Annotated in this window: 20 protein-coding genes; 10 read left to right on the plus strand and 10 right to left on the minus strand. The window is 73.6% G+C overall.

The window, feature by feature from the left end:
- The 3 genes from ACZ4TW_RS03650 to ACZ4TW_RS03660 all read right to left on the minus strand — a co-directional run.
- Nucleotides 1-549 (minus strand): CinA family protein (locus tag ACZ4TW_RS03650; RefSeq protein ID WP_465540273.1); only part of this gene is annotated, 549 nt, incomplete at its 3' end.
- Between the two features lie 31 nt (nt 550-580).
- Complete coding sequence (locus ACZ4TW_RS03655; protein ID WP_465540276.1) at nt 581-1,378, minus strand: enoyl-CoA hydratase/isomerase family protein; 798 nt, start codon at nt 1,376-1,378, stop codon at nt 581-583.
- A gap of 9 nt (nt 1,379-1,387) precedes the next feature.
- Complete coding sequence (locus ACZ4TW_RS03660) at nt 1,388-2,338, minus strand: LysR family transcriptional regulator (RefSeq protein ID WP_465540278.1); 951 nt, start codon at nt 2,336-2,338, stop codon at nt 1,388-1,390.
- Nucleotides 2,339-2,794: 456 nt separating this feature from the next.
- On the opposite strand from ACZ4TW_RS03660, the gene ACZ4TW_RS03665 reads away from it, so the two are divergent.
- The 9 genes from ACZ4TW_RS03665 to ACZ4TW_RS03705 all read left to right on the plus strand — a co-directional run bounded on the left by ACZ4TW_RS03665 (nt 2,795) and on the right by ACZ4TW_RS03705 (nt 11,607).
- Nucleotides 2,795-3,559: a Type 1 glutamine amidotransferase-like domain-containing protein gene (locus ACZ4TW_RS03665; protein ID WP_465540280.1), complete on the plus strand. Its 765-nt coding sequence runs from the start codon at nt 2,795-2,797 to the stop codon at nt 3,557-3,559.
- Between the two features lie 9 nt (nt 3,560-3,568).
- Entirely contained in the window at nt 3,569-4,969 is a 1,401-nt protein-coding gene (locus ACZ4TW_RS03670; protein WP_465540282.1) for a threonine/serine exporter family protein, read from the plus strand.
- 79 nt (nt 4,970-5,048) lie between these two features.
- Entirely contained in the window at nt 5,049-5,618 is a 570-nt protein-coding gene (gene pyrE / locus ACZ4TW_RS03675; protein WP_465540285.1) for an orotate phosphoribosyltransferase, read from the plus strand.
- Nucleotides 5,615-8,404, plus strand: coding sequence for a septum formation family protein (locus tag ACZ4TW_RS03680; RefSeq protein WP_465540287.1), 2,790 nt, complete (start codon nt 5,615-5,617; stop codon nt 8,402-8,404). The genes pyrE and ACZ4TW_RS03680 overlap by 4 nt, the downstream gene beginning before the upstream one ends.
- A gap of 4 nt (nt 8,405-8,408) precedes the next feature.
- Nucleotides 8,409-9,356, plus strand: coding sequence for a ribokinase (locus tag ACZ4TW_RS03685; protein WP_465540289.1), 948 nt, complete (start codon nt 8,409-8,411; stop codon nt 9,354-9,356).
- Entirely contained in the window at nt 9,353-10,309 is a 957-nt protein-coding gene (locus ACZ4TW_RS03690) for a nucleoside hydrolase (protein ID WP_465540291.1), read from the plus strand. Before ACZ4TW_RS03685 ends, ACZ4TW_RS03690 begins: the two co-directional genes overlap by 4 nt.
- A gap of 15 nt (nt 10,310-10,324) precedes the next feature.
- Complete coding sequence (locus ACZ4TW_RS03695) at nt 10,325-10,525, plus strand: hypothetical protein (RefSeq protein ID WP_465540292.1); 201 nt, start codon at nt 10,325-10,327, stop codon at nt 10,523-10,525.
- Nucleotides 10,526-10,679: 154 nt separating this feature from the next.
- On the plus strand, nt 10,680-10,850 hold the full coding sequence (locus ACZ4TW_RS03700) for a hypothetical protein (protein ID WP_465540294.1): 171 nt from the start codon (nt 10,680-10,682) through the stop codon (nt 10,848-10,850).
- Between the two features lie 37 nt (nt 10,851-10,887).
- Entirely contained in the window at nt 10,888-11,607 is a 720-nt protein-coding gene (locus ACZ4TW_RS03705; RefSeq protein ID WP_465540296.1) for an NUDIX hydrolase, read from the plus strand.
- Nucleotides 11,608-11,644: 37 nt separating this feature from the next.
- On the opposite strand, the gene ACZ4TW_RS03710 is transcribed toward ACZ4TW_RS03705, so the two are convergent.
- The 4 genes from ACZ4TW_RS03710 to ACZ4TW_RS03725 form a co-directional block, all read right to left on the minus strand.
- Complete coding sequence (locus ACZ4TW_RS03710) at nt 11,645-12,442, minus strand: HAD-IIA family hydrolase (RefSeq protein ID WP_465540297.1); 798 nt, start codon at nt 12,440-12,442, stop codon at nt 11,645-11,647.
- Between the two features lie 84 nt (nt 12,443-12,526).
- Complete coding sequence (locus ACZ4TW_RS03715; protein WP_465540299.1) at nt 12,527-12,865, minus strand: UBP-type zinc finger domain-containing protein; 339 nt, start codon at nt 12,863-12,865, stop codon at nt 12,527-12,529.
- Nucleotides 12,862-14,508, minus strand: coding sequence for an FAD-dependent oxidoreductase (locus ACZ4TW_RS03720; protein WP_465540301.1), 1,647 nt, complete (start codon nt 14,506-14,508; stop codon nt 12,862-12,864). The genes ACZ4TW_RS03715 and ACZ4TW_RS03720 overlap by 4 nt, the downstream gene beginning before the upstream one ends.
- Before the next feature lie 63 nt (nt 14,509-14,571).
- A complete protein-coding gene (locus ACZ4TW_RS03725) occupies nt 14,572-15,231 on the minus strand; it encodes a metal-dependent transcriptional regulator (protein ID WP_465540303.1) in 660 nt (219 codons plus the stop codon).
- Between the two features lie 114 nt (nt 15,232-15,345).
- Between ACZ4TW_RS03725 and ACZ4TW_RS03730 the strand changes: the two genes are divergently transcribed.
- On the plus strand, nt 15,346-17,892 hold the full coding sequence (locus ACZ4TW_RS03730) for a rhamnogalacturonan lyase (RefSeq protein ID WP_465540305.1): 2,547 nt from the start codon (nt 15,346-15,348) through the stop codon (nt 17,890-17,892).
- A 244-nt stretch (nt 17,893-18,136) separates the two neighbouring features.
- Here ACZ4TW_RS03730 and ACZ4TW_RS03735 read toward each other — a convergent pair whose 3' ends face one another.
- Genes ACZ4TW_RS03735 through ACZ4TW_RS03745 form a run of 3 tightly spaced genes read right to left on the minus strand, consistent with a single transcriptional unit; the run spans nt 18,137 to nt 20,758 of the window.
- Entirely contained in the window at nt 18,137-18,997 is an 861-nt protein-coding gene (locus tag ACZ4TW_RS03735) for a metal ABC transporter permease (RefSeq protein ID WP_465540888.1), read from the minus strand.
- 46 nt (nt 18,998-19,043) lie between these two features.
- A complete protein-coding gene (locus tag ACZ4TW_RS03740) occupies nt 19,044-19,838 on the minus strand; it encodes a metal ABC transporter ATP-binding protein (protein WP_465540308.1) in 795 nt (264 codons plus the stop codon).
- A complete protein-coding gene (locus ACZ4TW_RS03745; RefSeq protein WP_465540310.1) occupies nt 19,835-20,758 on the minus strand; it encodes a metal ABC transporter substrate-binding protein in 924 nt (307 codons plus the stop codon). Before ACZ4TW_RS03745 ends, ACZ4TW_RS03740 begins: the two co-directional genes overlap by 4 nt.
- Between the last annotated feature and the right edge of the window lie 163 nt (nt 20,759-20,921).

The following is a 20,921-nucleotide window of genomic DNA, read 5'->3' on the forward strand; positions in this document are numbered from 1 at the left end:
CCACCTCCCCCCCCGCCCCCCCCCCCCCCCCCCCCCCCCCCCCCCCCCCCCCCCCCTCCCCCCCCCCCCCCCCCCCCCCCCCCCCCCCCCCCCCCCCCCCAGGCCGAGCGCGGCGAGCACGGTCTGCTCGACGACGGCCGACGGGTCGCCCTCGAACCGCCACGTGGCATCCGTCACCTCGTCGCCCAGGGTGACGGCCGCGTACACGGTGCCGGGCGGCAGCCCCTCCTCGGCGTCGGGACCGCCGACACCCGTCACGGCGACGGCGAGGTGGGCATCGAGCAGGCGCACCACGCCGGTGGCGAGCTCGCGCGCGCACTGCGCCGTCAGCACGGACGCCGCGGTCACCCCGAGCACGTCGCGCTTGACGTCCTCGGCGTAGGCGACGACCCCGCCGACGAACCACTCCGACGCCTCCTCGCCGCGGCCCAGCGCGCTGGCGATCGCGCCCGAGGTGAGCGACTCGGCTGCGGCGATGCGCACGGACCGTCGCTGCGCGATCCGGCCGATCTCGTCGGACAGGGACTGGAGGTCGTGGTCGGCGGTCATGGCCCCATCCTGCCGAGCGGAAGTCGTGGCGTCACCGGGTTGCGTCGCGGCGGGACGCCGCGAACGCGGTGACCGCGCGCTGCGCGTGGGGCGTCTCGAACGCCGCGCCGATCGTGCGCGCCTCGTCGTCGAGCGCCGCCTCGAAGGGCCGGCCCGGCCCGGAGTGCATGAGCCGCTTGGTCTGGCCGAATGCGGCGGTGGCGCCGCCGAGCCATCCGGCCGCGATCTCGCGGGCTCGGGCATCGAGCGCGTCGGGCGCGACGACCTCGGCGACGAGTCCCCACTCGAGTGCCTCGGCGGCGGTGAGCGTGCGCGAGGTGAGCGTGAGCTCGAGCGCTCGGCGCACGCCGACCGCCTCGGGCAGCAGCGTGCTCACGCCGCAGTCGGGCGTGAGCCCGATGTCGGAGTACCGGCTCGCGAACGTCGCACGCTCGGAGGCGACGACGACGTCGGCGACGAGCATGTAGCCCAGGCCGCCGCCCGCGACCGGGCCCTGAACGGCCGCGACGATCGGCTTCGTGCTCTCGCGGAGCGTGCGGTGGCCGTCGTGGATGCGGTCGGCGAGCCGGCGCACGGTCTCGCCCGGCGCGACCTCCGACGACTGCGAGGCGAGCTCGGCCATGGCGACCACGTCGCCGCCCGCGCAGAAGGCCCGCCCGTTCGCGTCGAAGAGCACCGCGCCGATGTCGTCGCGCTCGGCGATCTCGTGCGCCAGCTCCTGCCATCGGGCGATGGCCTCGGGGTCGACGGCGTTGAGCCGCGCCGGGCGGTTCAGGGTGAGATGCGCGAGTCCGTCGCGCACGTCGAACAGGATCACGTCGTCGGGCATCCTCGGATGCTACTCCGCGCCGCCGCCCGTGCCGCTTCCGCGGGTGGGCTGGCCCGACGACTGCTCGAGCCGCGCGGCACGGTCGACGAGCACCTCGAGCACGGTCCGGACGGCGAGGCGCTCCGAGACGTCGGGCCGCACCAGTGCGAAGATCTGCCGAACGGATGGCACGCCCCGCAGCGGCTTGAGTGCGAGGCCCTCGGGCACGGCGCCCGACGTGAGGCGCGGCACGAGCGCGATGCCGTGCCCGGCACGGATGAACGCCTCGACGATGCGCATGTCGCTGAAGCGCTGGCTCACCTCCACGCGCCCGCCGGCCGCCTGCTCGATGGCGTGCAGGATCCGCTCGAACGGGTAGCCGGACGGCACGCCGAGCCACGTCTCGTCGACCAGGTCGGCGGGCGTGACGTACGCGCGCCCGGCGAGCCGGTGGTCGGCGCGCATGCCGATGTCGAGCGGCTCGGTGAGCAACGGCAGGGCGCGCAGGCCCCGGCCGCCCCACGGGAGCTCGCCCGGCATGGTGTGCGCGAGGACGATGTCGAACTCGTTGGTGAGCTCGGGGAACTCGGCCAGCTCGGGGTCGAGGTCGGTCGCGCGCACGACGAGCCCGGCGACCGAGCGGAGGTCGGAGAGCACCGAGGGCAGCAGTGTCGCCCCGATGGTGGGAAACGTGAGCAGCGTGACCTCGCCGCTGGGGTGGTTGCGGAACTCGTCCCACAGCGCGGTGGCGCGCTCGAGGGCGATCGCGACCTCGGTCGCGCTGCGCGCGAGCGCGTGCCCGGCGCTGGTCAGCACGATGCCGCGACCGACCCGCTCGGTCAGCGGCATGCCGGCCTCGCGCTCGAGCACCTTCAGCTGCTGGGAGACCGCCGACGGGGTGCGGCCGGTGGCCTCGGCGACGGCGGTCACGCTGCCGCGTTCGGCGAGTTCGCGGAGCAGGTCGAGACGGTTTACATCCATGTAGCTAGGCTACATCTTTAGTGTAGTTCTGTGCGCTTGTGCTGAATTGTTTCCCGCGCAACAATAGACCTGTCGGACATGTGCAAGGGCGCACCGGATCGCCCGACATCCTCACGTTCCCGCCGAAAGGAAACCGCCATGTCCTTCTACCTCATGCTCGCCGTCGTCTCGGTCGTCGGCCTCGTCAGCTCGGTCGTCGTCACCGCTCGCGACGGATACCGTCGCCAGCCGCGCGAGACCTTCGCGCGCACCGTCTGAGTCGCGCGACCACGGAACGCCCGCCGTTCCGAGCAGGGCCGCCGCGCGGGGGAGGGACACCCCGCGGGGCGGCCCTTCTGCATTCGGCGACCGCCTCGACATCCGCCGTGATCGGCCGATAGCGTGACCGGGCGGGGTCGCCGCCGGTGAGGCGCCGGCGGCTCGACGACTCCGAGCCCGACGACGCGAGAGGACCCGATGGCGCACGTGGTCGCGAGCGGGGCCGGCATGGCCCTCATGGCACGACGCGACGACCCCACTCACGACTACGTGCTCCGGCTCACGGGCAAGGAGCGTCCCCGGGTGCTCTTCGTCGGCACCGCGGCCGGCGACGATCCCGCCGATGCGCTCGCCTTCTACTCCACCTTCCACGCCGATCGCTGCGTGCCGCGCCACCTGCCGCTGTTCGCGCGCGACGTCGACGACCTCGCCGCGTTCGTGCGCGGATTCGACGTGATCCACGTCGGCGGCGGCAACACCGCCAACCTGCTCGACGTCTGGCGTCGCCACGGCCTCGACGACATCCTCGCCGAGATGTGGAGCGACCCCAATTCCGGCGTCGTGCTCACGGGCGGCAGCGCCGGAGCCATCTGCTGGTTCGAGGGCGGGATCACCGACAGCTACGGGCCGACGCTGCGCGCCCTGCCCGAAGGACTCGGCTTCGTGCCCGGCTCGTTCTGCGCGCACGCCGACGTCGACCCGCGTCGGCGGCCGGTGTTCGAACGTGCGATCCGCCGCGGCGAGCTCCCGGGCGGGTACGCGGTCGGCGAGTTCCAGTCGCTGCACTTCGCCGGCACCGGCGGACGCGCCGAGTTCGTGACCGCGCTCGGCGCCGAGCCGGGCGGGCTCGCCCTGCGCGTGGAGGCCGACGGCGACGACGTGACCGCGACGCCGCTGCCGATGCGCGTGCTCGCGACATCCGCCACGCCCGGCGCATCGCCCGACGCCGGCGCCGATCGATAGGGACGGATGATGCCCATCACCCCGACGCCTCCCGACGGGCCCGGCCGGCACGACGCCGACCGCGCGGTCGACGACCCGGCGCTCCTGCGCACCTTCCTGCTCGGCCTCGCCGAGGGCATGACCGCGTCGGCCGAGTCGACCGACCGCATCCGCGCCGAGATCGTGCAGATCGCCCGCGCGTACGGCTGGGAGGACGTCGACGTGGTCGTCCTGCCCACGATCGCGATCGTGCAGACCGGACGGGGCGACACGGCGCGCGTCGCGCTGCAGTCGGTCCAGGCGTCGTTCCGGTTCGACCAGATCGCCGCGATGGGGCGGCTGGTGCGACAGGCCCGCACGGCCGGGATCACGCCCGCCGACGGCATCCGCCGCCTGAACGAGATCGGCTCGATGCCGCCGTCGCGGCGTTGGTTCATGCGGACGCTCGGCCACGCAATCCTCACCGCGGGGCTCGCGCTGCTGCTCGCCCCGAGCTGGCAGGCCGCGCTCGTGGGCTTCGGGCTCGGCGCGCTCATCGGCGTCGCGAAGCTGGTACGGTCGCAGACCCTCATCATCGTGCTGCCGATCGTCGCCTCGTTCGTGTGCGCGCTCATCGTGTTCCTCATCGCGCCGTACGTCGAGGTCGGCGACCCGCTCCGCGTGCTGATCGCGCCGCTCGCGACGTTCCTCCCGGGAGCGCTCCTGACCACCGGTGTCCGCGAGCTCGCGGCGGGACAGATGGTGGCGGGCACCTCCCGGCTGGGGGCCGGCGTCGTGCAACTCGCGCTGCTCGCCTTCGGCATCCTCTCGGCGGGGACGATCGTCGGCGTCGGCGAGGAGAGCTACTCGCCGCTCGACGTGACCGCCACGCTGCCGTGGTGGGTCGCCGGCATCGGGCTCGCGTTGTACGCGCTCGGCACATACCTGCACTTCGCGGCGCCGGGCCGCACGTACGGCTGGGTGCTCCTCGCGCTCGTCGTGGCGTACGGCGCGCAACAGCTGGGCGCGGTCCTGCTCGGCCCGCCGGTGAGCGGCTTCTTCGGCGCCCTGGTCGTCGCGCCGCTCGTGCTCTGGATCGAGGACCTGCGCCGCGGCGGGGTGCCGTCGCAGATGATCTTCCTGCCGGCGTTCTGGGTGCTCGTGCCGGGCGCGGCGGGCCTCATCGGCGTCACCCAGGGAGCCGTCGCCGCGTCGGCCGGCCTCGCCGACTTCTCGGCCGCGTTCGTGACGGTGATGTCGATCGCGCTCGGCGTGCTCATCGGCTCGGCGCTCTACCGCTTCGTGCGCCGCAGCGCCGAGGAGCTGTCGGAGTTCCACATCGACCTGCCGGCGGTGCTCGCGCCCTCCGACGAGCCCGTGCTCAGCCGCATCGCGGAGGCGACGACCACTCGTTCGTCGCGGCGACGACGCCGCGGCCGCTCCGACGACTGAGCGACGCGCCGCATCACGCGCCCGCGCCCTCCCGGAATCCGGCCTCGGGCGTTCAGGAAGCACGACGTAGAGTATTCGGGTGACATCCGGGACCCCGCTCGCCACCGACGCGCGCCGCCGACTCATCGACCACATCTCGAACGAGGCGGTGTTCCACGGCGACTTCACGCTGACCAGCGGCAAGAAGGCGTCCTACTACGTCGACCTCCGCAAGGTCAGCCTCGATCACCGGGTCGCCCCCCTCATCGGCCAGGTGATGCTCGACCTCATCGCCCCGATTCCCGATGTCTCCGCCGTGGGCGGCATGACCATGGGCGCCGACCCGATCGCGACCGCGGTCCTGCACCAGGGCGCCGCGCGCGGCCTCGCCTACGACGCGTTCGTCGTGCGCAAGGAGCCGAAGGACCACGGCCGCGGCAAGCAGGTCGAGGGGCCCGATGTCGCCGGCCGGCGGGTCGTCGTCCTCGAGGACACCTCGACCACCGGGGGCTCCCCGCTCAAGGCGATCGAGGCGCTGCGCACCGCCGGCGCCGAGATCGCCGCCGTCGCCGTCGTGGTCGATCGCGACACCGGCGCGCGCGAAGTCATCGAGGCCGCAGGGGTCCCCTACCTCGCGGCCATCGGATTGAAGGACCTGGGACTGCAATGAACGGACGCGACGGACGCTACGACTCGGGCGACTTCGACGACGCCGACTGGCTGCTCCGCCAGCTCGGCAGCGGTCGACGACCCGACCTCGAGGGTCGCACGACCCCGCCGCAGTCGCCCGTCGCTCCCGAGCCGCCCGCACCGGCCGAGCCTGCCACGCCGCCCTCGGCCGACCGGGCACGTCGTCGCAGTGAGGAGTCGCTCGACTGGTTCTCGCTCGCCGAGCCCGCCGCCGACACCGACACCGACGCCGTGACGCGGGCGCTGCCCGTCGTGGGCGAGCCGATCCAGCGTCAGGAGCCTGCGCCGCCGCAGGCGCCGCCCGCCTGGAACCAGCCCGGCTGGAGCCGTCCGGCCTGGGAGGAGCCCGCTCGCCCCGTGCCCCCGCAGGCGCCGGCTCCGCCCGGAGCGTCCGAGCGACTGACCTCGGTCGAGCCCCCCGTCGGCTCGCCGGTTCCACCCGCGTTCGGCGGCCGGCCCGCCGCACCCGAGACACCGCACCTGCCTCCGCCCGGGCCGGTCACGCCGCCCGCGAGCTTCGCACTCACCTGGGGCGAACAGGATGCCGACTCCGAGGACGGACTCCGAGCGGCGTTCCGCCAGCTGTCCGAGCCGGCGGCGGAGGCGCGACGCGATGACCCGCACCGCGACGAGCCGCCGCACTGGGAGCCCGAGCCGCAACAGGGGCCCGAGCCGGCCTGGAACGACCACGCCGACGACGGCGACTGGGCCGACCCCCGCGACCAGGGCGCCTTCGGCGACCGCGACGACGAGCGCGGGGCCGCAGCGCAGCCTCCCGCCGAGTCGGCATCGCCCTTCGCGGGCTTCACGCCGCCGCCCGTCGCCCGGCAGTCGTTCACGCCGATGACCCCGTCGAATCCGCCCGCGTTCCCGCCGGCCGGAGCCGACTACGACGACGAACTCTGGTCGGCCCTCACGGAGGACGAGACGCCTCGCGCCGAGCAGCGCTGGGACGACGGCGCCGCCGATGGACGCGGCGGCGACTGGCGCGACCGCGTCGGCGCCGATGAGCGCGGGTACGACGACCGTGGGCACGACGGCGGCTATGACGAGCGCGGCGGCTACGACGAGCGCGGTGGCTATGACGAGCGCGGCGGCTACGACGAGCGCAGCGGCTACGACGAGCGCGGCTACGACGGCCCCGGCGCCTATGGCGAGCGCGGCTACGACGACCGCGGCGCGTACGACCCTCGGACGCACGAGCCCGGCGACGACCGCGAGGAGGCCCGTCACGACGCCGGAGGCGACGGCGATCGATGGGGCGACGAGGCGAACGGGTCGCCGTGGCCGCCGGAGTGGCAGGATTCCGGTCGCGACGCGAACGACGACGTGCGCTGGTACGCCGACGAGGTGGCCGAGCGCGAGCGACGGCAGCCGGTCGAGCCGGCCGCCGACGACCGGTACCGCGACGAGTGGATGCCGGAGCCGGGCGACGACCGCGCCCGCGACGAGCGGACGCCGGAGCCGACCGACCGCGGTGACCGCGCGCCGTGGGAGCGCGAGGACGGCTCGCCCATGGCCCGCGAGCTCGCGCAGACGGGGTACTTCTGGAACCTCACGCCCGACCCCACGGGTCGCGACCCGAAGGCGGAGCCGGAGGACGAGACCGCCGGACCCCGCCGCCGCTCCGGCGCCGGCGCGCCGCCGGCGCGCGACGACCAGCCGTTCGGCGCCGACACGTATGCCTCGGTGCCGCGCTTCGGCGACGACGGCCGCGCCGACGAGGGTCCCGAGGACCCGTTCGCCCGGTTCGCGCAGGATGAGGACGAGGCCCGCCGTGACGGGGGCGACGACGCGTATGCCGCCGTCGCCGGCTTCGACGACCCGTTCGGCGTGCGCGACGACCCCTTCGCCGGCCGCGACGAGCACCGCGACGACCGCCGCCCGACCGAGCCGGCGCCCGACACCGGCGACGGCCTGGCGGCGCTCTTCGGCGGCTCGGGCTTCGGCGTGACCGGTCCGATGGGCGTGGTCCCCGACGCGCCATCCGCTCGCACCGCACCCGGCCCCGACGTGCGGCCCGACCGGTTCGATCCGCGCGACGACCCCTTCGCCCGCGACCCCTTCGCGCGCGACGACCGCTACGGTGATCCGTTCGGCCGTGACGACCGCTACGCCCCCGACGACCGGTACGGCCGCGAGGGCGCAGCTCGTCCGGCCGGAGCCGGCGCGGGCGGCAGCCGTCCGGCGCAGCAGGCCGACGGCGGCGGGCGTTCGCCCGTCAAGGTGCTCGCGTGGATCGCCGGCGCGCTCGCGGCGGTGCTGCTGGTGGTCGGCGGGTTCGCGATGGTCACGCGGGTGCTCGGCGGCGGCGGGTCCGAGCAGGCGGCGTCCGACGCTCAGGGCACGGTCGACCTTCCCGACCCGACCGCCATGCAGGCACCCGGCGTGTACCCGTGGAACCAGCTGTTCGGGGGCGAGTGCCTCGAGCCGTTCGAGGACGCGTGGGCCGACGAGTTCACGGTCGTCGACTGCGCGGCGCCGCACGCCGCGCAGCTCGTCCTCCGCGGCGAGGTGTCGACCGACCAGGCGGCGGCCTTCCCCGGCGAGGCCGAGGTCGCAGCCCAGGTCGCGCAGCTGTGCGCGGCCGAGGGCGTGATCGACCCGGCAGCCGTGGGCGACGTGACCGACCTGCAGATGCAGGCGTCGTACCCGGTGACCGAGGAACAGTGGACCACCGGCGACCGCACGTTCTACTGCTTCGTGAACCGGTCGGGCGGCGAGCCGCTCGCGGTGAGCGTGCAGGGCGCCGGCCCGCAGGCCTGACGTCGTGGCGCCCCGGGGCACCGTGGTCGTGTTCGGCTCGGTGAACGTCGACGCGACGAGCTACGTGCGCGAGTTCCCGGCCCCCGGCCAGACGGTGCACTCGCTCGAATTCCGGGTCGCCCTCGGGGGAAAGGGCGCGAACCAGGCGGTCGCCGCGCACCTGGCGGGCGCGCCGGTCGACCTCGTCGCGCGGATCGGCGACGACGCGAACGCCGAGGTGCCGCTGCGGGCGCTGGCCGCATTCGGCCTGCCGACCGATGGCGTGACCGCCGTCGTCGGCGAGACCACGGGCATCGCCCAGATCACCGTGTCGGGCTCGGGCGAGAACACCATCGTCGTGACGGCGGGTGCGAACGCGTCCTTCGGCCCCGATGTCGTCGCCGCCGAGGCCGGCCGGATCGCGACGGCGGCCGTCGTGCTCACGCAGGGCGAGCTGCCGGTGTCGACCGTCGAGGCGCTCGCGGCCGCGTGCGACGCGGCCGGCGTGCGTTTCGTGCTCAACCTCGCGCCGCCCGTGGCCGTCGCCGCCGAGGCGCTCGCCGTGGCCGATCCGCTCGTGCTGAACGTGCACGAGGCGCGCACCCTCGGGCTCGGACGCGCCCTGCCCGACGAGGCGCCGGCGGAGGCGTGGCGGGATGCCGCGGCATCCGGCGTCGGCGACCTCGCCCGCTCGCTCGTCGTCACGCTGGGCGCCCGCGGCGCCGTCGTGGCCGAGGCCGACGCGTCGTGGGCGGTCGCGCCGCCCGTGGTCGAGGCCGTCGACACAACCGGTGCCGGCGACGCCGCGACCGGCACACTCGCGGCGATGCTCGCTGAGGGCCGCACAATGCCCGAGGCGGTGCGTGCGGCCGTCGCCGCGGGCGCGCTCGCGGTGCAGCGCCGCGGAACCGTCGACTCGTACGCCGCGCGCGACGCGGTGCTCGAACTGGCCGAACGGATGGAGGCGCGGTGACCGTTCCCGTGATCGTCGACTGCGACCCCGGCCACGACGACGTGATGGCGCTGTGGCTCGCGGCGGGGCATCCCGCGCTCGAGCTGCTCGCGGTGACGACCGTCGGGGGGAACGTGCCGCTCGAGCACACGAGCCGCAACGCGCGCGTCGCGCTCGCGGTCGCCGGCGTCGCGGGAGTGCCGGTCGCGGCCGGTGCGCCGGGCCCGCTCGCGCGGGAACTGTCGACCGCGGAGTGGATCCACGGCGAGAACGGCCTCGGCGGTCCCGAGCTGCCCGACCCCGGCGATCCCGACGCGGTCGCGGCGCCCGTGCCGCTCGACCCGCGGTCGGCGATCGAGCTCATCGCCGACACGCTCGCCGCGGCATCCGAGCCGGTGGCGATCATCGCGACGGGCCCCCTCACCAACGTCGCCGTGTTCCTGCGGGATCGCCCCGATCTCGCGAGCCGCGTCCGCGAGGTCGTGTGGATGGGCGGCTCGACCGAGCGCGGCAACGTCACGCCGTATGCGGAGTTCAACGCGTGGGTCGACCCGGAGGCGCTCGACCTCGTGCTGCGCAGCGGCGTCCGGTTCACGATGGTGGGCCTCAACGTCACGCACCGCGCCCTCGTGACCGGTCGCGTGCGCGACCGCCTCGCCGCGGTCGGCAACCGCACCGCGGCGTTCGGCGACGAGCTGCTCGAGTTCTTCTGCCGCACCAACGACGAGGTGTTCGGGATGCCCGACGGTCCGCTGCACGACCCAGTCGCGGTCGCCGTGCTCGCCGACCCCGACGCCGTCGAGGTCGTGCACACGCGCCTCGACGTCGAGCTCGTCGGTTCGGAGACCGTGGGCGCCACCAGCGTCGACCTCGACGGCATGCTCGCGCGCGAACCCAACGCCCGCGTCGCCGTCGGCCTCGACGTCGAGCGGTTCTGGTCGGGCGTCGAACTCGCATACGGCCGACTGGCCTGAGGCGGGGAGTCGGACGTGGACTGGACCTTCTGGGTGGGCGGCGTCGTCATCCTCGCGCTCTTCATCCTGTCGCGGGTGTTCCTGCACGAGCGGCGCTGGTCGCAACGCCCGCGCCCGGAGGACGAGGTCGACGAGGACCCTCGATTCCGCGACCGATCGACGGGCTCGGACGCTCGCACGGACGACGGCTCCTCGGAGGACCGGAACGCGCCCTGATCGGGTCGTTCGGCTACGCCGGGGGCATCGAACCGGCATGCGGACGGCTGGCCTGATCGCATGCCGACCGTGGCGCGGCAGGAGTAGATTCGCAGGGTGCCCGGCGCCCACGCGCCGACCCGGACGGCACGCCCCGAGGGGAGGCGAACGGACGATGGACTGGACGTTCTGGGTCGGAGGGCTGGTCATCCTCGCGGTGTGGGGGCTGACGCAGTGGGCGTTCTCACGACGGCGCCAGGCCGAGCGCCTGCGTGGTCGCAACCGGGAACAGGCCGACGCCATCATCGACGTCGAGCGCCAGATCGAGCGGGGCCGAAACTTCTGACGGCGCTGGGACCGCGTGTGGGCGTTACCCTCGACGGGTGACTCCTCGCGACGACGCGCCCGGCACCGCCCGCGCCCAACTGGCCGCGCTCGCCGGCCGCAGCTGGCTCGCCGAGCGGTGGGCCGCGGTGGGCGAGGCGGCCGAGGACGGCGCGCGATCAGCGGCCGTGCTCATCCTGTTCGGCGTCCTCGACGGGCTCCCGAGCGATCACGAGGCGCAGGCGCGCGCCGTCTCGCGCGACCTCGACGTGCTGCTGCTCGCGCGCGCGACCACGCTGCGCTCCCACGCGGGGCAGATCGCGTTCCCCGGCGGCCGGGTCGATGAGGGCGACGCCGATCCGATGCAGGCCGCGCTGCGCGAGGCGCGCGAGGAGACGGGCCTCGATCCGAGCGGCGTCGAGGTGCTCGGCGCGCTCGAGGAGATCCCGCTCTCCCGTTCGAGCCACCTCGTGACGCCCGTGCTCGCCTGGTGGTCCGCGCCGACCCCGGTCGCACCGGTGGACCATGCCGAGTCGTCGGCGGTGTTCCGCGTTCCGGTCGCCGACCTGCTCGATCCGGCCAATCGCTGCACGACCGTCATTCGCCGCGAGGGCATGGAGTGGCGCGGGCCGGCGTTCACCGTGCACGGCGCCGGCGCCGAACGCCTGGTGTGGGGCTTCACCGCGATGGTCCTCGACGTGCTCTTCGACGAGCTCGGCTGGACCGAGCCCTGGGACCGCGGGCGCGAGATCGAGCTGCAGGCGCCGGTCCGTCCGTGAGGCGCGCTGACGCGCCATCCGCCCCGCCCGGATGTCCTTAGAGCTCGGTCTCCACCGGCTCGAGTGCGAGCAGCTCGGAGACGCCCTCGAGGATCTCGTCGGGCCGGAACGGGTACTTCTCGATCTCGGCCTGGTCGCTGATGCCCGTGAGCACCAGCACGGTGTGCAGGCCGGCCTCGATGCCCGCGACGATGTCGGTGTCCATGCGGTCGCCGATCATCGCGGTGTGCTCGGAGTGCGCGCCGATCTTGTTCAGCGCCGAGCGGAACATCATGGGGTTCGGCTTGCCCACCACGTAGGGCTCCTTGCCGGTGGCCTTCGTGATGAGCGCGGCGATCGCGCCCGTCGCCGGGAGCGGGCCCTCGGCGCTCGGCCCCGTGGCATCCGGGTTGGTGACGATGAACCGGGCGCCGGAGCCGATGAGGCGGATCGCCTTCGTGATCGCCTCGAACGAGTAGTTGCGGGTCTCGCCGACGACCACGAAGTCGGGGTTCGTCTCGGTCATGACGAAGCCCGCGTCGTGCAGGGCGGTGAGGATGCCGGCCTCGCCGATCACGAACGCCGAGCCGCCGGGCAGCTGCTGCTTGAGGAAGTCGGCGGTCGCGAGCGCGGAGGTCCAGATGCGGTCCTCCGGCACGTTGAGGCCCGACGCGCGCAGTCGCGCTGAGAGGTCGCGCGCCGTGAAGATCGAGTTGTTGGTGAGCACGAGGTAGGGCACGCCCGCGTCCTCCCACTGCTGGAGGAGCTCGGACGCGCCGGGCAGGGGGTGGTTCTCGTGCACGAGCACGCCGTCCATGTCGGTCAGCCAGGCCTCGACCTCTTCGCGCTTCGCCATGCGCCAAGCCTAGGGTGCCCAGATCACGGCCCGATGAACGGCGGATGCCGCCCGCCCGCGCTTCACGGCCTCCTCACGGCCTCCTCACGGCCGGTGCAGCAGGCTCTTCCAGTTCGCCGGCACGCGACCATCCGGCCCGGGCGCGGGCTGGTCCTCCGGCCGCGAGTGCGGCGGCGGCAGCGGGACCGGGCGGGCCGGCTCGCCCGCGAGGTAGTCCCAGAACCAGTCCTCGCCGGGCTCGAACGAGGTCGCCACGGCGTGCCGGGTCTCGTGCGCGTGCCGGCTGGCGTGCTGCTCGGGCGAGGAGTCGCAGCAGCCCACGTGACCGCACTCGACGCAGCGGCGCAGGTGCCACCACCACCCGCCGCCTTCGAGGCACTCGACGCAGCCGGTGCCGGACGGCGGCGGGAACGTCTCCGTCATGCGAAGACCTCCAGCGCAGCGAGCGCACGGTGCACGGAGGCGACCGCACTCGACCCCTCGCCGACGGCCGCGGCGACGCGTTTCATCGAGCCGCGGCGGACGTCGCCGGCCGCGAAGACGCGCGGCACGGAGGTCTCGAAGGGCAGCGGCATTCGGCCGAGGTCGCGCCAGGCGTCGCCGAGCCCCATCACGTCGGCGCCCGTGTGCACGAAGCCGTCCTCGTCTCGTTCGAGCTCGACCAGCCAGTCGGTGGCGGGCACCGCGCCGATGAAGCAGAACAGGCCCGCGCACTCGACGGTCTCGTCGCCCGCGCCGCGGAGCGTGACGCCGTTCAGCCGGTCGTCGCCGTGCAGCGCGACCACCTCGGTGCCCGTGTGCACGTCGATGCGGGAGTCCTCGCGGATCCGGTCGACGAGGTAGCTCGACATCCGGTCGGCCAGGTCGCCCGATCGCACGACGAGGCGAACGCGGCACGCCTTGCCGGCGAGGGCGAGCGCCGCCTGCCCCGCCGAGTTCGCGCCGCCGATGACGACCACGTCGGAGCCTGCGACCTGCCGCAGCTCCAGTTCGGAGGCGGCGTGGTGGATCCCCGCGCCCTCGAAGTCGTCCCAGCGCTCGAGCGGCAGGCCGCGATACGCGACGCCGGTGGTCACGACCACGGCCCGCGCGCGAACGATCGTGCCGTCGGCCAGGAGCAGGCGGTGCACGCCGGCATCCGCGTCCAGCCGCACCACCGGACACGGGGCGGCGATGCGGACGCCGAACTTGAACGCCTGCAGCGAGGCCTGCGAGGTCAGCGCGTCGCCGCTCACGCCGAACGGGAAGCCGAGGTAGTTCTCGATGCGCGAGGTCGTGGCCGACTGGCCGCCGGGGGCGACCGCGTCGAGCAGCACGGTGCGCAGCCCCTCGGAGGCGCCGTAGATCGCGGCGGCGAGTCCCGCGGGACCGGCCCCGACGACGGCGAGGTCGAACTCGACGTCGTCGTCGGCCGTGTACGCGAGGCCGAGCATCTCGGCGACCTGCCCCGGCGTGGCGTTGCGCACGATCTCGCCCTGCACGATCGCGACCGGGATGTCGGCGCGCGTGTAGCCGTGCGACCAGACGTCGTGCGTGAGCCCGGGGTCGTCGACGTCGACCCACGTGTGCACGAGCTCGAGCCGTTCGGCGTAGCGCCGCAGCGCCGTCGACTCCGCCGAGCGGGAGGACCCGACGATCTTGAGCGTCCAGGCCGCCGGCCCGTGCCGGAGCATCTCGCGGCGCGCCCAGAGCGTGCGCAGCATGAGATCGCACAGCTCGTCGTCCTCGGCCATCATCTTCTGGAGCGCGTCGTGGTCGATGCGCAGGATCCGGCCCGGCTCGGTGACGCGCGCCGTCAGGAACGCGCGCTGCCCGTTCAGGAGCCCGAGCTCGCCCACGAAGGTGCGGGCGCCGAGCGTCGCAAGGCTCGCCTCCTCGGTCCACCAGAGCGCCTCGCGCACCACCTCGACCTCGCCCGTCTCGACGAGGATGAGGTCGTACCGCCGGTCGCCGGTGCGGAACAGCACGTCGCCGGCTGCCGTCTGCTGCGGCGTGCCGTAGCGTCGCAATCGGTCCCACTGCGCGTCAGTGAGTTCGGGAGTGATCTTCTCGCCCGCGTGGCCCATTCCCACATCCTCGCCGACGGAACGCGCGAGCGGGAGGGTTCGGGGCGAACGTTCGCTGAGGGCTCAGGCCGAGACCCAGATGCCCGCGGCCGCCTCGGTCGGGATGGAGCGCGATGCGCCGTCGACGACGACGGTGACGGATGCCGCGTCCGCGCCATCCGCGACGCGCAGCTCGCTGCCGGGGCCGACGCCGGCTCCGTGCAGTTCACGAAGCACGGCCGGGTCGCGATCGCTGATGCGGATGACACGGCCGACGTGCCCGGCGGCGGCCTCGTCGAGCCGCACGGCGGGCTCGCTCACGAGCGTGCCGTCGGCGGCCGGGATGGCGTCGCCGTGGGGGTCCCGCACCGGGCGGCCGAGACGGAGGTCGATGGCCTCCAGCAGCCGGTCGGACAGCGCGTGCTCGAGGACCTCGGCCTCGTCGTGGACCTCGTCCCACGCGTAGCCCATCTCGCCGACGAGCCAGGTCTCGATGAGCCGATGCCGGCGGACGACGGCCAGCGCACGCGTCCGTCCGGCCTCGGTCAGCCGGATCGCCCCGTAGGGCACGTGCTGCACGAGCCCCTGCGCCGCCATCTTCTTGACCATCTCGGTGACCGACGACGGTGCGACGCCGAGCGCAGCGGCGAGACCCGACGGCGTGATGGGGTCGGGCTGCCACTCGGTGTGGGCGTACACCGTCTTGAGGTAGTCCTCGATCGCAGGACTCGGTGTCGTCGGCATCGGCCCCAGACTACCGAGGTCTTGACCCGCCCACCTTCGGGGGGTAGCCTCGGCCAGGCACGGAAAGCGCTATCCCAACGACGGGCACCCTGACGCCCAGAGAGCGATTCGACGATGAATCTCGGACACCATCCGTTCCGCGCAGCGCTGGCGGTCGCCGCCGCCGGCTGCCTGATCGCCGGGGTCGCACAGCCCGCGACCGCGGCACCGCCCGACGCCGGTCCGCCGGCCGGAACCCCGCAACTCGAAGTCCTCGACCGCGGGCTCGTCGCCGTCGCCACGGGCGAGGGCGTGTTCCTCAGCTGGCGCCTGCTCGCCTCCGAGGCGACCGGGGCGACCGATACGGGTCTCGCCGGTCCCGATTTCGCGGTCTACCGCGACGGCGAGCGCCTGGCCACCGTGACCGACAGCACGAACTACGCCGACGCCGACGGCACGGCCGCCGCCGAGTACGCCGTGGCGCCGATCGTCAACGGCGTCGAGCTCGAGGCCAGCGCCGTGACATCCGCGTGGGCCCAGGGGTACTACGACCTTGCGCTGCAGAAGCCCGCCGACGGCGTGACGCCGCCCGGCGTGATCTGGGGCGAGGCGGGCGAGCCGTACACCTACTCGGCCAACGACACGTCGGTCGGCGACGTCGACGGCGACGGCCAGTTCGAGTTCGTGGTCAAGTGGGACCCGTCGAACTCGAAGGACGTCTCCCAGGTCGGCTACACCGGACCGGTCTACCTCGACACCTACGAGCTCGACGGCACGCTGCTGAACCGCATCGACCTCGGCGTGAACATCCGCGCGGGAGCGCACTACACGCAGTTCCTCGTGTACGACTTCGACGGCGACGGTCGCTCGGAGACCATGCTGAAGACCGCGCCCGGCACGAAGTCGATCACCTACGCCGCCGACGGCACGGTCGCCGGCGAGCGGCACGTGACGATGCCCGAGGCGGATGTCGCAGCCGGCTACTCGCACGACGACGACTACCGCATGAGCGCCGCCGACTACGAGCAGCACCTCGTGGGCATGTTCCAGAGCTGGACCGAGCACCCCGAGGTGGTCGCCGGGAACTGGCCCGCGACGCTCGAGGAGGCGTTCGGCATCCCGGTGAGCCACCAGTACCCGCTCTCGAAGGAGAGCGCCGAGGAGCTCGTCGACCACTTCATCGACGTCTACGCGCCCTCGCGCAGCACCCGGAACGTGCTGCGCAACTTCGAGGGCTTCATCGTCGACGGCCCGGAGTACCTGACCGTCTTCGACAGCGCGACGGGCGAGGAGCTGCAGACCATCACCTACGAGCCCGGTCGCGACGACGACGGGCTGCTGTGGGGCGACTACGCGATGGCCCGCATCGAGCCGGGCAACCGCGTCGACCGGTTCCTCTCCGGCGTCGGCTACTTCGACGGCGAGCACCCGTCGGCGCTGTTCGCGCGCGGCTACTACACGCGCTCCACCATGGTCGCCTACGACTGGGACGGTGAGCAGCTCAGCGAGCGCTGGTCGGTCGACAGCGGACACGTGCCCATGTCGAACCCGTTCAACGACTCGCCGCACGGCCGCGACGGCACCGACCCCGAGTTCGCGACGATCACGACCCAGGGCGACCACTCGCTCAGCGCAGCCGACGTCGACGGCGACGGCAAGCACGAGGTCGTGTACGGGTCGGCCACGATCGACGACGACGGCAGCCTGCTCTACAGCTCGTTCGACGTGCTGCCCCCCGGCAGCGCCGCACCGGGCGAGAACGTGCGCCTCGGCCACGGCGACGCCATGCACGTCACCGACATCGACCCGGCACGCGAGGGCATCGAGGTGTGGACCGCGCACGAGGGCGGCACGTACGCGCCGTACGGGTCGGTACTCCGCGACGCCGCGACCGGCGAGGCGCTGTTCGGCGCGTACTCCGGCCGCGACACCGGCCGTGCGATGATCGGCGACGTCCGCAGCGACGTGCCCGGCATCGAGGTCTGGGCGAGCATGCCCGGCGGCACCGAGGCGAGCGGGCTGCTCAGCGCGACCGGCGACATCCTGTCGTCGTCCATCCCCGGCACCAACATGTCGATCCGCTGGTCGCCCGACCTCACGACCCAGATCGTGAACGGCAGCGGCAACGCCACCACGACGATCGACGACTGGGAGCGCGGCCGCGTGCTCACGGCTCACGGCACGCGCACGAACAACGGCACGAAGGGCAATCCGTCGCTCGTCGCCGACGTGTTCGGCGACTGGCGCGAGGAGCTCCTCGTACGCACCGCGGACTCGACCGCGCTGCGCATCTCCACGCCCACCGAGGTCACGACGCACAAGCTCACGACGCTCATGCACGACGTGCAGTACCGCGCCGAGACCGCCCGCCAGCAGACGACGTACAACCAGCCGGCGTACACGTCGTTCTACCTGGCGAGCGACATGGACTTCGCCGACGTCCCGGTGCTGACGGCGCCGGCGGCGCCGGTCGGACCGAAGTTCAAGGACCGCCCGGGCAGCGAGCACGACGAGGTGCAGATCCCGCACGACCCGGCCTTCGCCTACTACGTCGACGGCGAGCTCGTCGAGAAGGACAAGTTCCAGGCACGCGGCGAGGTCACCGTGGTGGCCGTGCCGAAGGCCTGGGTGTCGATCGCCGACGGCGCCGACGCCCAGTGGACGGTGGCGTTCGAGGGCTGACCAGGAACCGCGGTGAGGGATGCCGCGTGCCGCGCGCTGCGACATCCGTCACCGTCGCACGACCCCGCCCCGGGTGCCGATCCGTGCCGTGCACCCGGGGCGGACCTCTTCACCGCGCACAACACGGCGGATATACGATCGGGCGCGCCGCGGTTCCGGAGTCCCCACCGGGGTGGCGGATCGTATATCCGCCGATCTGAACTCGGAGAGGCCGGCTGCGCCGCGACCGGCGGGCCGCGGCGCCTCAGCGGGCGGGGGATGCCTCGGCAGGGCGGTCGACGGCAGGGGCGGCCGCACGACGGCGGCGGGCGGCGGCGACGCGCCGGCCGATGATGCCGTGCCGCGGGGCGAAGAGGTAGGCGAGCGCGAACGCGACCCCCATCGTCAGCACGACCATGCCGCCCGACGCGGCGTCGAGGTAATAGCTGGCGTAGATGCCGACGATCGCGCAGGCGGCCGCGATCGAGGGCGCGATGACGAGCATGCGCGCGAAGCGGTCGGTGAGCAGGTACGCGGTCGCGCCCGGGATGATCACCATCGCGACGACGAGCACGACGCCGACCGCCTGCAGCGCGACGACGACGGTGAGCGCGAGCAGCCCGAGCAGGAGCGCGCCGAGCGCCCGGGGGTTCAGCCCGATCGCGTGCGCGTGCGTCGGATCGAACGCGTACAGCGTGAGGTCGCGGCGCTTCAGCACGAGGATCGCGAGCGTGACCGCGCCCAGCACGAGCACCTGCACGAGGTCGGCGACGCTGACGCCGAGCAGGTTGCCGAAGAGGATGTGCCCGAGGTCGGTCTGGCTGGGCACGACCGAGATGAGCACGAGGCCGAGGGCGAACAGGGTCGTGAACACGACGCCGATCGCGGCATCCTCCTTGACGCGGCTCGTCGACCGCACGAGGAAGATCAGGGCGACCGCGCCGATGCCGAAGACGAGTGCGCCGAGCGCGAACGGCGTGCCGAGCAGGTAGGCGAGCACGACACCGGGCAGCACCGCGTGCGAGACCGCGTCGCCCATGAGCGACCAGCCGATGAGCACGAGCCAGCAGCTCAGCACGCCGCAGACGATCGAGGCCGTGATGGTGACGAGGAACGCGCGCTGCATGAAGTCGTAGCCGAGCGGTTCGAGCAGGAAGTCGAGGATGGGCACGTCAGTCGCCTCCGTCATCTGTGGTGCGCCCGGTGAGGTCGAGACCGAACGCGCGCGCCAGCTGCTCGGGCTGCACCGCCTCGCCGGTCGGGCCGTGGAAGAGTACGCGGCGCAGCAGCAGGATCGACTCGTCGGCGAGCCGCGGCAGGGCCTCGAGGTCGTGCGAGGAGACGAGCACCGTGGCACCGCCTGCCGCCAGGTCGCGCAGCAGGTCGGTGATGGTCGCCTCGCTGCGGCGGTCGACGCCCGCGAAGGGCTCGTCGAGCAGCAGCACGTCGGCGCCCTGCGCGAGCCCGCGCGCGACGAACGCGCGCTTGCGCTGCCCGCCCGACAGCGCGCCGATCCGGCGGTCGGCGAGGTCGGTCAGCTCGACCCGGTCGAGCGCCTCGGCGACGGCGGCGCGGTCGGCCGGCCGCGGCCGGCGCGTGAAGCCCTGGAAGCCGTACCGCCCCGTCATGACGACGTCGTGCACGCTGAGCGGGAACGACCAGTCCACATCCTCGCTCTGCGGCACGTAGCCGACGATCCCGGCGCGCCGTGCCGCCCTCGGCGGGAGGCCCGCGATCGCGACCGTCCCCCGATCGGGCCGGACCGTGCCCATGATCGCCTTGAACAGCGTCGACTTGCCCGAGCCGTTCATGCCGATGAGGCCGCTCACCGTGCCGCGCCGCAGGGTGAGGCTCACGTCGTCGAGCGCGAGCACGTCGCCGTAGTGCACGGTGAGGCCGTGCACCTCGAGCGCGGGCCCGTCGGCGCGGGCGGCGGCGGCGCGGGCGGACGTCGCGGAGCCGCTCATCCGGCGCTCCCGGTCAGCGCCTCGGTGATGACCTCGGCGTCGTGGCGCAGCAGGTCGAGGTAGGTGGGCACGGGCCCGTCAGCCTCCGAGAGGGAGTCGACGTAGAGGGTGCCGCCGAACGCGGCATCCGTCGCCTCGACGACCTGCTGCATCGCGTCGTCGGAGACCGTCGACTCGCAGAACACGGCGGGCACGCGCTGCTCGTCGACGAACTCGATCGTGCGGGCGATGGACTGCGGGGTCGCCTGCTGCTCGGCGTTGACGGCCCAGAGGTACCGCTCGGTGAGTCCGGCGTCGCGGGCGAGGTAGGAGAAGGCGCCCTCGCACGAGACGAGTGCGCGCTCATTCTCGGGCAGCGCCGACAGCTCGGCGACCAGCTCGTCGTGCACCGCCTGCAGCTCGGCTCGGTACGCCTCGCCGTTCGCGGCGTACTCCTCGGCGTGCTCGGGATCGAGCTCGCTGAAGGCGTCGACCATGTTGTCGACGTAGACCTGCGTGTTGAGCGCCGACATCCACGCGTGCGGGTTCGGGAGCCCCTCCGCTTCGCCGTCGGCGATCGGCATCGGCTCCACGCCCTCGCTCACCACGACGTGCGGCACGTCGAGGCCCTCGACGAACTGCGCGAACCACGCCTCGAGGTTCAGGCCGTTGTCGAGGATCAGGTCGGCACCGGCGGCACGACGCAGGTCGCCGGGCGTGGGCTCGTAGCCGTGGATCTCGGCGCCCACCTTCGTGATCGACTCGACCCGCAGGTGGTCGCCCGCCACCTCCTGTGCGATGTCGGCGAGCACCGTGAAGGTCGTGAGCACGACGGGGCGTTCGTCGGCGTCGCCGTTCGCGGGCGCACCGCTGCATCCGCTCAGCGCGAGGGTTGCGGCTGCAGCTGCGAGGAGCGTGACGACGACGGCATGTTTCGGCATACCGAAATCGTAGCGGGGTTTTCGGCGCCCCGAAACGGACGCCACGACGACGCCCCGCGCCGCGGCGTCCCCCGGTGGGCCGGCGGGCGGCGTTCCGGCTAGCGTGGGCTCGTGGTCCAGTGGCGAGCGGATGGCGCGGACGCGCCGGGTCCCGACGCCGGCG

The sequence above is a fragment of the Agromyces sp. NPDC029043 genome (genome assembly GCF_055564615.1).

Excerpts from the sequence above, each read along its gene's own strand:
- ACZ4TW_RS03665 (WP_465540280.1), top strand. The coding sequence starts at position 2,795 with ATGGCGCACGTGGTCGCGAGCGGGGCCGGCATGGCCCTCATGGCACGA.
- ACZ4TW_RS03730 (WP_465540305.1), top strand. The coding sequence starts at position 15,346 with ATGAATCTCGGACACCATCCGTTCCGCGCAGCGCTGGCGGTCGCCGCC.
- ACZ4TW_RS03740 (WP_465540308.1), bottom strand. The coding sequence starts at position 19,838 with ATGAGCGGCTCCGCGACGTCCGCCCGCGCCGCCGCCGCCCGCGCCGAC.
- ACZ4TW_RS03670 (WP_465540282.1), top strand. The coding sequence starts at position 3,569 with ATGCCCATCACCCCGACGCCTCCCGACGGGCCCGGCCGGCACGACGCC.
- ACZ4TW_RS03660 (WP_465540278.1), bottom strand. The coding sequence starts at position 2,338 with ATGGATGTAAACCGTCTCGACCTGCTCCGCGAACTCGCCGAACGCGGC.
- ACZ4TW_RS03745 (WP_465540310.1), bottom strand. The coding sequence starts at position 20,758 with ATGCCGAAACATGCCGTCGTCGTCACGCTCCTCGCAGCTGCAGCCGCA.
- ACZ4TW_RS03715 (WP_465540299.1), bottom strand. The coding sequence starts at position 12,865 with ATGACGGAGACGTTCCCGCCGCCGTCCGGCACCGGCTGCGTCGAGTGC.
- ACZ4TW_RS03720 (WP_465540301.1), bottom strand. The coding sequence starts at position 14,508 with ATGGGCCACGCGGGCGAGAAGATCACTCCCGAACTCACTGACGCGCAG.
- ACZ4TW_RS03710 (WP_465540297.1), bottom strand. The coding sequence starts at position 12,442 with ATGGCGAAGCGCGAAGAGGTCGAGGCCTGGCTGACCGACATGGACGGC.
- ACZ4TW_RS03655 (WP_465540276.1), bottom strand. The coding sequence starts at position 1,378 with ATGCCCGACGACGTGATCCTGTTCGACGTGCGCGACGGACTCGCGCAT.
- ACZ4TW_RS03725 (WP_465540303.1), bottom strand. The coding sequence starts at position 15,231 with ATGCCGACGACACCGAGTCCTGCGATCGAGGACTACCTCAAGACGGTG.
- ACZ4TW_RS03680 (WP_465540287.1), top strand. The coding sequence starts at position 5,615 with ATGAACGGACGCGACGGACGCTACGACTCGGGCGACTTCGACGACGCC.
- ACZ4TW_RS03735 (WP_465540888.1), bottom strand. The coding sequence starts at position 18,997 with ATGCAGCGCGCGTTCCTCGTCACCATCACGGCCTCGATCGTCTGCGGC.
- ACZ4TW_RS03700 (WP_465540294.1), top strand. The coding sequence starts at position 10,680 with ATGGACTGGACGTTCTGGGTCGGAGGGCTGGTCATCCTCGCGGTGTGG.